Here is a 13,445-nt window from a genome sequence, read left to right on the forward strand (position 1 = left end):
TCATGTTTTTGTTATATGTCAACCGTTTAACATATTTTTTTATTTTTTTGTGGTAAATCATTGATTTTTCTATGTAAAACGTTTACTATATTACTAACAAATAGATTAGGAGATCACTTTATATGAATCTACCAACAGAAGTTCGTTACCGTCCATATGAAGATTGGACAAATGAAGAGAAAAAACATATTAAAGAAAATGTTGCCAAATCACCTTGGCGTACCAGTTATCATATTGAACCAAAAACAGGGCTTCTTAATGACCCAAATGGTTTTTCTTACTTTAATGGTAAGTTCCAACTTTTCTACCAAAGCTGGCCGTTTGGAGCTGCTCACGGTTTGAAACAATGGGTTCATACTGAATCTGAAGACTTGGTGCACTTCACAGAAACTGGTGTTAAACTCCTACCAGATCACGAAAATGACAGCCACGGTGCCTACTCTGGTTCTGCTTATCAAATCGGTGATAAACTCTTTATCTTCTATACTGGGAACGTTCGTGATGCAAATTGGGTTCGTGACCCACGCCAAATCGGTGCCTGGATGGATAAAGACGGCAACATCGAAAAATTCGATAAAGTTCTTATCAAACAACCCGCTGATGCTACTGAACACTTCCGTGACCCACAGATTTTTGATTACAAGGGTCAATTCTACGCTATCGTAGGAGCCCAAAACCACGATAAACAAGGTTTCATCAAACTTTACAAGGCAGTTGATAATAATGTTGAAAACTGGGTTGAAGTTGGTGACCTCGACTTTGGTGGCACTGGCTCAGAATACATGATTGAGTGTCCTAACCTCGTCTTTGTAGATAGCAAACCTGTTCTTCTCTATAGCCCTCAAGGGCTTGATAAAGTTGAACTTAACTACGGTAATATCTACCCTAACACTTATAAGATTTTCCAAGATTTCGATCCTGAGAAACCTGCCCTTGTTGATGGTACGCCAATTATCAACTTAGACTACGGGTTCGAAGCCTATGCTACTCAAGGATTTAATACTCCAGATGGTCGTGCCCTTATTGTTAGTTGGATTGGTCTTCCAGACGTGGACTACCCAACTGACAAATACGACTACCAAGGTGCTATGAGCTTGGTTAAAGAGTTGTCTATTAAAGATGGCAAACTTTACCAATACCCAGTAGAAGCTATTACAAGCTTACGTGCTAACCAAGAAGATTTCGCTGAAAAAACAGCTACAACTAATACTTACGAGCTTGAACTTAACTTCCAAGCTAATAGTCAAACCGAGCTTGTTCTTTTCGCAGACCAAGAAGGAAATGGCTTGTCACTTACCGTTGATACTGAAAACGGAAAAGTTATTCTTGACCGTTCTAAAGCTGGTGAACAGTATGCTACAGACTTTGGAACAAGTCGTGAATGTAGTCTTGAGGCCGGTCAAGCTGCTACAGCTAACATCTTTGTAGATAATTCAATCATTGAAATCTTCTTTAACAAAGGTGAAAAGGTCTTCACTAGCCGTGTCTTCCCAAGTGCAGAACAAACTGGTATCAAAGTGGCATCAGGAAAGGTTTCTGGTCACTACTTCGATTTAAAATACTAAGGTGATTTATGGTCGCAAAGCTTACTGACGTTGCCGAACTTGCTGGTGTAAGCCCAACCACAGTTTCCCGCGTCATAAACAAAAAGGGCTACCTCTCACAAAAGACCATTGACAAGGTTCACGCTGCTATGCATGAGCTAAACTATAAACCTAACAACCTGGCTCGAGGTCTCCAAGGAAAATCGGCCAAACTCGTTGGCTTGATTTTTCCAAATATTTCCAACATTTTTTACGCTGAGCTTATCGAACGCCTTGAGGACGAGCTCTTTAAACAAGGTTACAAAACAATCATCTGTAACAGTGAGCATGATCCTAACAAGGAAAAGGACTATTTGGAGATGCTTGCCGCCAACCAATGTGATGGCATCATCTCGTCCAGTCACAATCTTGGTATCGAAGATTATGAGAAGGTTGAAGCTCCTATTGTCGCCTTCGACCGTAATCTGGCTCCAAAGATCCCCATTATCTCATCCGATAACTTTGAAGGGGGAAAATTAGCTGCAAGAGCTCTGCTAAAGGCTGGCTGTCAGCGTATTGTCATGATTACAGGCTATGATAATTCTGACTCTCCAACGGGACTTCGACAGCTTGGTTTTAATTATGAATTGGACAAACATGGTATTATCTGTCCTGTTCCAAATGATTTGTCGCTCATGCGTCGCGAGATGGAAATCAAATCGATTATTTCTCGTGAACATCCAGATGGCATCTTTGTTTCTGATGATTTAACAGCTATCTTAGTTATGAAGGTGGCGAAGCATCTAGGACTTTCTATTCCAGATGATTTAAAAATCATTGGTTATGACGGTACTGCCTTTATCCGTCACTTCCACTCAGAACTAGCCACTATCCAGCAACCCTTGGAAGAAATCGCCAAGTTGTGTGTGGAAATTCTCCTAAAGAAAATTAAAGGCGAACCCGTTAATCGTGATTATGTACTACCAGTAAACCTCATTTCTGGTGGTAGTATATAAAGAAAAAATCGCAAGAAATCTCCACTTGCGATTTTTTTCTTGTCTAATTTGTAGAAAAAAGAAGTTGAAACAGTGCTTCAACTTCCTTGTCTTAGGCTTCATCTGTCACAAACTGACTAAGCACACCGTTAATGAACTTAGCAGATGTTTCATCAGAATATTTTTTGGCAATTTCAATAATTTCATTAATAGCCACACGTCCTGGTGTTTCCTCAAAAGACGTGATTTCATAAAGTCCCAAACGAAGAAGGGTACGGTCAGTCACAATCAGCCGTGAGAGACTCCAACCTTCTTTCAATTTTGATTCAATCTGACTGTCAAGTTGAGCCAAATCTCCTCGAACACCAGTAACCAAGTTAAGAAGAAAAGCTGGTACATCAACTTCAGTTTCTTCCCCAATTGGTTTGTCAAAGGTATAAGCAAAATGCGCTTGTTCTAGGACTTCACCACCAAATTCCAGAGCAAAGAGCGTTTGAAAAGCACGCTCACGAAGGTCACGACGTGAATCTTTAAAGATATTAGTCATTCAAAAAATCCTCGTTAAACAATTCAGCCAAGTCTGGTTTTTGTGATTTCTCAGTGACAATAGACTCAACGTGGACGTTAACATCTGAAATTGCCACTTCGGCCATATCATAGATAGCGGCTTTGACTGCTTTTTGAATCTCAATCGAAACCGCAGGAACATTAACGCCATACTGAAGAGAAACGTAGATATCAGCGTTTACTGTACCATCTTCCTCCGTTTGGAGGTAAACACCACGGCCCAAGCTTGTTTTGCTAAGGCTGTCAGTGACATTTTTGTTTTGAAGGGCGTAAACACCTTCCACTTTAGTTGCAGCGATACCTGTAATCACTTCAAGCACACGAGGGGCAATAACGATTTCACCGATATTTTCTGTAGTCATCCCATGTTTCCTTTCCGTTAGTTTGGAAAATAAAGCCTTCAAACCATTGATTTGAAAGACTTAGTTAGGCTTAGGCACGTGATACGTAAGTACCTTCAGCTGTGTTGATAACCAATTTTTGACCAGCTTCGATAAAGTCTGGAACGTTAACCACAAGACCAGTTTCAAGTGTTGCAGGTTTACCTGAACCTGTAACTGTTGCACCTTTGATTGATGGTTGTGTTTCAGTAACAGTCAATTCAACAGTTGTTGGTACTTGAACACCGATAACTTCTGTTCCGTAGAATTGAATTTTGACGTCTGAGTTTTCAAGGACGTATTTCAATTCTTCTTGAACGTTAGCTACTGGAATTTCATATTGGTCATATGTTTCAGTATTCATGAAGTACGCAGTATCATCCATTTGGTACAAGTATTGTGCTGGTACTGTTTCGATGATTGCTTGTTCAAATTTTTCTTCTGGACGGTAGCTAGTGTCAAATGTTGACCCAGAACGCACATCACGCAATTTCATACGCATGATAGTATTACCTTTACCAGGCTTGTGGTGGCTAGCTTCAAGAACTTTAATCAATTTGCCATCATTAGTTACGAAAGTCATACCCGCACGGAGTTTACTTGCTTCAATCATTATTAAATACCTCTTTGTAAAAATTATTATCAGTTTATTCTACCATAAATGAGAGTAGGGCTCAAATGTTTTATAGAATCAGGCCCTAGCCCTAAGCTCTTTACAAAGAAAAGAACTAGTCATCCATTCCCAAACGAACCTCTGGAACATCATGTTGGACATAAGAAACACCCTTTTGCTGCATCAGTTCCATAGCAAAGCCATGAGGACGATAGTTGGCCTTATAAGTAATCTTAACGATACCAGCCTGCAAGAGAGCTTTAGTACAGTTTATACAAGGAAAATGCGTCACATAAATCTCTGTATTTTTAGTTGAAATACCTTCTTTAGCGCACTGAATGAGGGCATTCATCTCTGCGTGAACCGTTCTGATACAGTGGCCATCTTCCATATAGTGACCTACTTCGTTACAGTTATCAGTCTCAGAAACCCCACCGTTATAACCAGTAGCAATAATACGATTGTCCTTGACCAAAACAGCCCCAACATAAGCACGATCACAGGTAGAACGTTTAGAAATTAGCTCAGCATTAGCCATAAAATAGTCTTGCCAAGAAAGACGGTTTGGCATAAATCTTTCCTCCAAATCTTAGAGCACAATCAATTCCTTAGGTGCAAGTGTAATCAACTCACAACCATTCTCAGTGATAATAATGTCGTCTTCAATACGAACACCATATTTATCAGCCAAATAGACACCTGGTTCATCCGTCAAGACCATACCAGCCTCAATGGTCTCATCAGAATTCCCAAAGTAAGGAATTTCGTGAATGTCAAGACCAATACCGTGTCCGATACCATGTGTAAAGTGGGCACCATAGCCCGCTTCAACAATAACGTCACGCGCAACCTTATCATAGTCACGACGTGTCATACCAGCCTTAGCAGCATCAATCAAAGCCTGATTAGAACGTAAAACAATATCGTAAATCTCACGCTCCTCATCAGTCGTGTCCCCAATATGGATAGTACGAGTCATGTCACTAACATAGTGCTTGTAGTAACAACCAAAGTCCATCGTCAAGGTCTCACCTGACTGGATAACCTTTTCTGAAGCTACACCGTGAGGCATGGCTGAACGGTAGCCTGAGGCAATGATAGACTCAAAGGAAGTTCCAGAAGCCCCATACTCACGCATACGGAAATCAAGGAAGTTGGCCACTTGGAGTTCTGTCGTTTGACCCGACTTAATAAAATCAAGAACATCTGTGAAAGCACGGTCTGAAATAGAACAAGCCTTACGTATAGTCGCCAATTCTTTATCATCCTTAATCATACGTAACTCTTCCATAAAGTTATTTTGTGGTGACAAAGTGTAACCTTCAAAAATAGCTTGGAGCCCTTGATAATAAGCGAATGACACCTGATTATCAAAACCGATTGTTTCAAGTTTGTCAGCTTCAATCAGTTTAACAATATCTTTAAGAGGGTCTTTACTTTCGATAATATCAAAACCATGCACAGATTGTTTAGCTATAAGCGTATAACGTGAATCTGTTAAAAAGAGACGACGATTTTTCGTAATGAAAACAGTCGCATTTGTCCCCCAGAAATTCGTCAAATAGTAAATATTATTTTGTCCTGTCACAAGCAAGGCATCAAGCCCTGATTGAGCAAGTTTCGCATCAAATCGTTCAAGTCTATGTTGCATCTGAATGACTCCTTAGGTATTTTAGATTAATTATACCAAATTTTCAGATTCTAAAGGATGAAATCGACAGTTTAGCCTGTTTTTTTGATTGTATAAAGAAAAAGCCAGATAAAACTCTGACTTTATAAGCATTACACATAGGCTCGCTTTTTGTAAATTGCTGGCGTCAAAAGGAGCAAAAACAGGGTCCAAGAAAACAAAACAAAGGCTTCACGAAGATTAAAGAACTGTTGACCGCTAGTAAAGACTGCTCTCATAAAACTAAACGGCACGTAAGTCATCAGCTTAGTCATGGTAGCCCCTAAACTAGCCAAATAGAGTGTAAAGAAGGTCATTCCTGTTACCCCAAAATAGACTGTTACAAAAGCTGTTAAGGTATTCTTTAAAAGTAAGATAACCAAAGTTGAAACCATATAAACAAAAGCTCCATAAGCTAGGAAATCAACATAGATTTTTCTGATATAGTCCCATAAAGGAAAATAGACATGTTGCACAGAGTACTTGTAAAAAATCAACTCTAAAACCAAGATAGTAGCTGCAACTATGGATAAGATAAGGAAGCTCAGAAGCTTTCTGAGAATCACCTCTAGACCAGATAAGTCACTCACCCGAATCATATTAATCGTTCGATTCTGAAATTCTCTTCCCAAACTGGATACAGCTAAGTAAGCAAAGACGATATCCACTATAAAAGAATAACTAGCTATAATCGCAGATGGACCAAGATAAGACCCCTTATAGCCATCACATAAGATAACAATCGCACCAATCAACCCTGGCAATACAAGACAAATAAAGGCACTCTTTGTCACACATTCTTGCTTTAAAAATACCGTTCTCAATTTAGTTGCCATTAAAAAGTACCTCACTCAATCCTGCTTTTTCATATGTGAAAGGAATTCCCTCCTGTCCCAAAACCTGTTTAATCTTTTCTATTCCTTTAACCAGAATGTCATGCCTTTGACGTTCAAAAGCAAGGTCATTTAGTTTTAGTAAGGTCATCAAAGACTTCATGCTCAAATCCTCAGTGTAAATTTTATATTTGGCATTTGCATCATCGTCCAAACAAGTCAATTTGTGATTCTTCAACAAATAGTTTTTTGTACAAACCTGTTCTAGATTGGATAGGATGTGGCTAGAAATGATAAAAGTTAGACCATGATTTTTAGCTAGCCTTTCAATCAAGATTAGAAGACTATTGATACCATTAGGGTCCAGACCGTTAGTAGGTTCATCAAGAAGGATAAATTCGTCTGATGCAATTAAAGCGATAAACAAACCTACACGTTGCTTCATACCCAAGGACAACTTGGAAGCCTTGCGTTTGAGATAGGTTGCCACCTCTAAATCTTCTTTATAGCAATCAATCAATGAATAATCTTTATGATAAAGTCTGCAATAAAACTTAAGGTTAGCTTCAACCGTCATGTTGGGATATAAAGCCGGAGTTTCTATTAAGGCACCCACAGTTTTAGTTTTTAAGTCAATAGTTCCATTAGTCCTCTCTAAGATACCCGAAATTAATTTCATTAAGGTCGTCTTTCCTGCACCATTATTGCCAATCAGCCCAGCAATATCCCCCTTTTCCAAGGTTAACGAGATATCATCCAAGACAGGTTGCTTCCCAAAACTATAGTTTAACCCTATCACCTCTAGTACTGTCATGTATTTACCTTTCTTTGTGATAAATTGCTAGTCCAAACTTTAAGGAAAATAAGATATAAATTAGAATATTTTCCCTAGAAAATTTTTAAGAAGAGTTGTCAGGCTCCAAAACACCTGTTTAAGTTGAGACACCACGCTAGTAACTGATGGCTCAGAAATACTGTTTAAAGACTTATCAGCTTCTTTAATTAGGCTTTCAGGTGATGGTTCGGGCAATGGATTCTCCGATTTTGCTGCCTCTTCCCTTACCTCTGACAACTCAGTTTTATCATTTTCGCCAGCAAAAACGGCCTGATAAATAGCTTGAGCATCTGGTGCACTACCCAAGTAACCAGAAACCAATTGACCATTTTTTAGGTGAATCACACTCGGAGTACCCGGAATTCCCAACTTATCAAACAAAACCTTACGAGAATCACGATCCAAATGATCTGAATCCGTGTTGTAATAAAGGAGTTGACCATTGATTAAAGCATTAAAATCCTTTAAAACGGGAGAGTTTTGGCGGCAATAATAACAGCTTGGCCGACCAATATACAGAATATGATCACCACCATCTTCAGTTAGCATATTGGTGACGTCGCTGTAAGAGATTTGTGTCACATTTTCAAGATTCTTTTCATAAGTTTCAACCGAAATCTCTTCGGAGCTAACTTTCTCCTCAATCACTTCTGTCTGTACTGAGTGAGAGAGTAAATTTTCCTTGCTTTCACTACTAGAATCAACCTTCTCAGACACTTGATCGGAAGCTTTCTCAGAAGAAACCTCTACATTACTCGCTTCACCATTCTCAACAGAACCACTGGCTAGTTCGGTAGTCGCCTCCTTAGCATTTAGCTCATCTGCTGATCCACTAATTACCGCTAGTTGACAAGCTCCCAAAACGAAGCTTGACATCAAAACAAATTGTATTTTTTTCATCTATTCTCCTTTTTAAGACTGTGTTAAACCTTTCTATCTACCCAAAAACAATAACAAGGGAACCATTACACTGATAACCATATCCGTCTCCTTTCGTTATTTAAAAATCAAGGCCTTTACAACCTTGCTTAAGCTATGAATTCATTATATAAGCCAATCCAAAGAAAAAATAGTGACATAAATGTCACCATCCCACTAGAATAATGCAAGACACAAAAAAACCGAGCCAATGAGCTCAGTCTAAGCTTATAGAGGTAACTAGCGAAAATCATCTTTCTTTGTCCTTACTAGCTAGTCTAAGTGCAAACAAAGAGACAGCCAATGAAAGAGTTGCCCAGACAAGGCTATGGTCGATAAAAGCGATGCCTTCTGTAAAACTTAAAGTAGCGTTCATCATTACAATAAATAGCCATACAATCACAATAACAAGGGTCAACCCATTAATAAGATTTGCTTTTTGTTTATCCATATTTTTCTTCTCCATATCTGGTCCTTTCAAAGCTGGTCATTCTAACCCCTGATAACTCTAAAAACAGCTGTTCTTGAGCAATTTTTTAGATAAGATTTGAGGCCGAAAGATACGGCTACTCTCTTAATTTTCTAACCTTTAGTAGTTAGCTTTACAGGGCTTACCTCTATTATAGAACCTCCTGTTTCAAAAAAATAGTGACATAAATGTCACCATAATCAGACATGAAAAGGACCAGTCGCTATAAGACTTGTCCTAAAATGTGTTTACTTTTACGGTGTCTCATAATAAGAAACAAAATCATCTCAAAAAGGAGGAAACTAACATAAATACCTATAACATAAAGTAAGGTTTCCCATTTATCTGTAGTTGATTGAAAATGGCCATGGTGATCCACTGTGCGAATACTGATTAAAAGACAAAGATCCAAAAATAGAGCTAGAAGAATACCGTTAAACCCTATGAAAAAACGCTTTTTTACCATAGTCTGACTCCTGTATGTTTTTTTCTTAACAAGAGAATAGCAAACTCAACTTAAACCAGCCTAAAGCAAAAAAGACTCAGAGAGCCTTCTTCTTTTATTTCAATTTTTCTTTCAAATACTGTCCTGTGTAGCTTTCTGGAACAGCTGCTACTTCTTCGGGGGTACCTGTAGCTACGATGGTACCGCCACCAACACCACCTTCAGGACCCAAATCAATGATATGGTCTGCAGTCTTGATAACATCCAGATTGTGCTCAATCACGAGAACTGTGTTACCATCGTCCGCAAAACGCTCAAGCACCTTCAAGAGACGTGCGATGTCATCGGTATGGAGACCAGTCGTAGGTTCATCTAAAATGTAGAAAGACTTACCAGTAGAGCGCTTATGCAACTCACTAGCCAGCTTCATACGTTGGGCTTCACCACCTGATAGGGTTGTTGCGGGTTGTCCCAAGGTCACATAGCCAAGTCCCACGTCCTTGATAGTCTGCACCTTACGAGCAATCTTAGGAATAGCCGCAAAGAAATCAACCGCATCATCAACCGTCATATCCAGAATTTCAGCAATATTTTTTCCCTTATAACGAACCTCTAAGGTCTCAGAATTATAGCGTGTGCCATGGCAAACCTCACAAGGGACATAAACATCAGGCAAGAAGTGCATCTCAATCTTGATAATACCGTCACCAGAGCAGGCTTCACAACGGCCACCCTTGACATTGAAAGAGAAACGCCCCTTCTTGTAACCACGAATCTTGGCTTCATTGGTTTGAGCAAAAAGGTCACGGATATCGTCAAAAACACCTGTATAAGTGGCTGGATTAGAACGAGGTGTACGGCCAATTGGACTTTGGTCAATGTCAATCAAACGTTCGATATGCTCGATGCCAGTCACCGATTTGTGTTTTCCAGGTTTCTCACTATTTCGATTCAGCTCTTGGGCAATCTTTTTCTTGAGAATACCATTAACCAAAGTCGATTTTCCTGAACCAGAGACACCTGTCACTGCGATTAATTTTCCAAGTGGGAATTTGACCGACACATTTTTAAGGTTATTTTCACTAGCACCTTTAACCTCGATAAAACGACCATTCCCTACACGGCGTTCCATCGGTACAGGAATTGATTTAGCACCTGACAGGTACTGACCAGTAATTGATTTTTTGTTTTTAGCCACTTCCTCTGGGGTTCCCGAGGCCATGATTTGCCCACCGAAGGCACCAGCACCAGGTCCCACGTCAATGAGCCAGTCAGCTTCACGCATGGTATCTTCATCGTGCTCTACCACAATCAAGGTATTGCCCAAGTCACGCATTTTCTTAAGACTTGAAATCAAGCGGTCATTATCACGCTGATGAAGCCCGATAGAAGGCTCATCCAAAACATATAGGACTCCAGAAAGGTTAGAACCAATCTGTGTCGCCAAACGGATACGTTGGCTCTCACCACCTGAGAGGGTACCAGCCATACGAGAAAGGGTCAAGTAATTAAGGCCGACATTATTTAGGAAGGTCAAACGATCCTTGATTTCCTTGATAATTGGACGGGCAATCATTCCTTCATTTTCACCCAATTCCAAGCTATCGATTTCCTCAATATGATCTGAAATAGACAAATCAGAGATTTGACCAATATTTAGGCCATTCTCACCACCAACACGAACCGAGAGAGCCGCTTCGTTGAGACGATAGCCATGACAAGTTGGACATGACAACTCATTCATATAACCACGCATAACATTGCGAGTGAAATCACTATTGGTCTCGTGGTAACGGCGATTGATATTGGTCACAACCCCTTCAAAAGGAATGTCAATATCACGCACCCCACCAAAATCATTAACATAATGGAAATGGAATTCACGATCTCCAGACCCATAAAGAATCAAATCCTGCTCTTCTTTTTTCAGGTTTTCAAATGGCGTATCCATATCCACACCAAACTGCTCCATGGCTTGCTCAAGCATGGCTGGATAGTAGTTGGATGAAATCGGATTCCAAGGCGCCAGTGCACCTTCACGCAAGGTCTTACTAGCATCAGGAATAACCAAATCCATATCAACTTCTAGTTTATTGCCCAAACCATCACAGGTCGGACAAGAGCCAAATGGCGCATTAAATGAAAAGAGACGAGGCTCCAACTCAGGAACTGTGAAGCCACAAACCGGACAAGAATAATGTTCTGAGTAGAGCAATTCATTATCATCCATAGTGTCCACAATCAAGTAGCCATCCGCTAATCGCAACGCTGCTTCTACTGAATCAAAGAGACGACTACGGATACCATCTTTATTGACCAAACGGTCTACAACCACCTCAATGTTGTGCATCTTAGACTTAGATAATTCAGGGACTTCCGTCACATCGTATATCTCACCGTCTACACGAACACGAACATACCCATCCTTTTGCACGCGCTCAAAAATAGACTTGTGTTGCCCCTTTCGGCGACGAACAATCGGCGCCAAAATCTGCATACGTGTCCGTTCAGGAAGGGCTAAAACCTCATCTACAATCTGTTCCACAGAGGATGACTGAATAGCTCCGTGTCCATTAGGACAATAGGGAACACCCACACGAGCATAAAGAAGACGAAGATAATCATTAATCTCCGTTGCTGTCCCTACAGTTGATCGAGGGTTCTTACTCGTTGTCTTCTGGTCAATGGAGATGGCAGGGCTAAGCCCATCAATCGAATCCACATCAGGTTTCTCCATATTTCCCAAAAACTGACGGGCATAAGCTGAAAGACTCTCCACATAACGGCGCTGACCCTCTGCATAAATGGTATCAAAAGCCAAGGAAGACTTACCAGACCCCGACAACCCCGTCACGACGACGAGCTTGTCACGAGGAATCTCCACATCAATATTTTTTAAATTGTGAGCTCTTGCTCCATGAATCACTAACTTATCTTGCATATTTTTCAAGAGGCCTCAGCCCTAAAGCCACTGCCACTCCTTTCTACAGACGGATGGAAACGCCATTCCGACTTTCTCTCATATTATAACAAAATTTCAATTTATCCAGCCCAAAAATGTTTCAAATGTAGTATAATGGTTGAGTATGTAAAATAGGCAAAGAACATCGTCTCTAGGCCTCAATTGACATCACTAAAAAGCTAAGTGCTGCTGATTTATCTGACTTTTTCTGGTCCAAGAACGGACAAGACATTTTGAGATAAACATGCCAACACTTAACGAATGACAAAGGAGGGGTTCCCATTGAAACAAATGTTCTTATCCACTGGAAAAGAATTCAAAGAAATTGAGACATTCGAGCCGGGTGCTTGGATTCATTTGGTAAACCCTTCTCAGGAAGAGGCCATGAAGGTCGCTGAACGTTTTGACATTGATATCCAAGACCTCCGCGCCCCTCTAGACGTGGAAGAAACATCACGTATTGATGTCGAAGACGACTATACCTTGATTCTGGTCGACGTTCCAACCCAAGAAGAGCGTAATAACAAAAGCTACTACGTCACCATTCCCTTGGGTATCATCGTTACGGATGAAGTTGTTGTTACCACCTGTCTCGAGGACATCAGTCTCATGGATAATTTCCTCAATCACCGTGTGCGCAACTTCTACACCTTCATGAAGACACGCTTCGTCTTTCAGATTCTTTACCGCAATGCCCAACTTTACCTAACTGCCCTACGTTCTATCGACCGTCAGAGCGATAAATTGGAAGCTCAATTGGAAAATGCGACAAAGAACGAGCATCTGATTGACATGATGGAATTGGAAAAATCCATTGTCTATCTAAAAGCCTCACTTAAGATGAATGAACGAATTGTCAAAAAGCTAACAGGTAACGCCTCTAGCTTGAAAAAATACATCGAAGACGAAGACCTCTTGGAAGACACCTTGGTCGAAACCCAACAGGCCATTGAGATGGCAGGCATCTATGAAAATGTCTTGAACGCCATGGCTGAAACGTCTGCCTCTATCATCGGTAATAACCAGAACACTATCATGAAAACACTGGCTCTTATGACTATGGCTCTGGACATCCCAACCGTTATCTTCTCCGCTTACGGTATGAACTTTAAAAACAATTCTATGCCCCTAAACGATTTAGATAACGCCTTTTGGGTCATTTTCTTCATGGCAGCCTTCGGGTCATCCTGCGTTGTTATCTACTTTATCAGAAAAAAATGGTTCTAACATAGAACC

Annotated in this window: 14 protein-coding genes; 3 read left to right on the top strand and 11 right to left on the bottom strand. The window is 40.3% G+C overall.

The window, feature by feature from the left end:
• The first annotated feature begins 122 nt into the window (after window positions 1-122).
• A complete protein-coding gene (locus tag QRD39_RS04000) occupies window positions 123-1,565 on the top strand; it encodes a sucrose-6-phosphate hydrolase (protein WP_285955752.1) in 1,443 nt (480 codons plus the stop codon).
• 8 nt (window positions 1,566-1,573) lie between these two features.
• Window positions 1,574-2,539, top strand: a complete 966-nt coding sequence (locus QRD39_RS04005; protein ID WP_285955753.1) for a LacI family DNA-binding transcriptional regulator — start codon at window positions 1,574-1,576, stop codon at window positions 2,537-2,539.
• Window positions 2,540-2,630: 91 nt separating this feature from the next.
• Here the strand turns inward: QRD39_RS04005 and nusB are convergent, their stop codons facing one another.
• From nusB to uvrA, 11 genes are all read right to left on the bottom strand, one after another.
• Window positions 2,631-3,065 (bottom strand): transcription antitermination factor NusB, encoded by a 435-nt coding sequence (gene nusB / locus QRD39_RS04010; RefSeq protein ID WP_285955754.1) that lies wholly within the window; start codon window positions 3,063-3,065, stop codon window positions 2,631-2,633.
• Window positions 3,058-3,447, bottom strand: coding sequence for an Asp23/Gls24 family envelope stress response protein (locus tag QRD39_RS04015; protein ID WP_285955755.1), 390 nt, complete (start codon window positions 3,445-3,447; stop codon window positions 3,058-3,060). The genes nusB and QRD39_RS04015 overlap by 8 nt, the downstream gene beginning before the upstream one ends.
• Before the next feature lie 70 nt (window positions 3,448-3,517).
• Window positions 3,518-4,078: an elongation factor P gene (gene efp, locus QRD39_RS04020; protein WP_002889261.1), complete on the bottom strand. Its 561-nt coding sequence runs from the start codon at window positions 4,076-4,078 to the stop codon at window positions 3,518-3,520.
• A gap of 115 nt (window positions 4,079-4,193) precedes the next feature.
• A complete protein-coding gene (locus tag QRD39_RS04025) occupies window positions 4,194-4,649 on the bottom strand; it encodes a deoxycytidylate deaminase (protein ID WP_008535587.1) in 456 nt (151 codons plus the stop codon).
• Between the two features lie 18 nt (window positions 4,650-4,667).
• The gene (locus tag QRD39_RS04030; RefSeq protein ID WP_285955756.1) at window positions 4,668-5,729 is read right to left on the bottom strand and encodes a M24 family metallopeptidase; all 1,062 of its coding nucleotides are present in this window, start codon (window positions 5,727-5,729) and stop codon (window positions 4,668-4,670) included.
• 131 nt (window positions 5,730-5,860) lie between these two features.
• On the bottom strand, window positions 5,861-6,583 hold the full coding sequence (locus tag QRD39_RS04035) for a hypothetical protein (protein ID WP_285955757.1): 723 nt from the start codon (window positions 6,581-6,583) through the stop codon (window positions 5,861-5,863).
• Complete coding sequence (locus QRD39_RS04040; RefSeq protein ID WP_285955758.1) at window positions 6,573-7,394, bottom strand: ABC transporter ATP-binding protein; 822 nt, start codon at window positions 7,392-7,394, stop codon at window positions 6,573-6,575. The genes QRD39_RS04035 and QRD39_RS04040 overlap by 11 nt, the downstream gene beginning before the upstream one ends.
• Window positions 7,395-7,454: 60 nt before the next feature.
• A complete protein-coding gene (locus QRD39_RS04045) occupies window positions 7,455-8,315 on the bottom strand; it encodes a DUF6568 family protein (RefSeq protein WP_285955759.1) in 861 nt (286 codons plus the stop codon).
• Window positions 8,316-8,583: 268 nt separating this feature from the next.
• Window positions 8,584-8,784 carry a hypothetical protein gene (locus QRD39_RS04050; protein ID WP_021146487.1) on the bottom strand — a complete coding sequence of 67 codons (201 nt, stop codon included), beginning with the start codon at window positions 8,782-8,784 and terminating at the stop codon, window positions 8,584-8,586.
• 241 nt (window positions 8,785-9,025) lie between these two features.
• Window positions 9,026-9,268, bottom strand: coding sequence for a DUF3923 family protein (locus QRD39_RS04055; protein WP_143568038.1), 243 nt, complete (start codon window positions 9,266-9,268; stop codon window positions 9,026-9,028).
• Between the two features lie 94 nt (window positions 9,269-9,362).
• Complete coding sequence (gene uvrA, locus QRD39_RS04060) at window positions 9,363-12,188, bottom strand: excinuclease ABC subunit UvrA (RefSeq protein WP_285955779.1); 2,826 nt, start codon at window positions 12,186-12,188, stop codon at window positions 9,363-9,365.
• Window positions 12,189-12,491: 303 nt separating this feature from the next.
• On the opposite strand from uvrA, the gene QRD39_RS04065 reads away from it, so the two are divergent.
• A complete protein-coding gene (locus tag QRD39_RS04065) occupies window positions 12,492-13,436 on the top strand; it encodes a magnesium transporter CorA family protein (RefSeq protein ID WP_021146491.1) in 945 nt (314 codons plus the stop codon).
• Window positions 13,437-13,445 lie beyond the last annotated feature (9 nt).

Origin of the sequence: Streptococcus raffinosi, assembly GCF_030284685.1 — a bacterium.
Lineage (GTDB): Bacteria > Bacillota > Bacilli > Lactobacillales > Streptococcaceae > Streptococcus > Streptococcus raffinosi.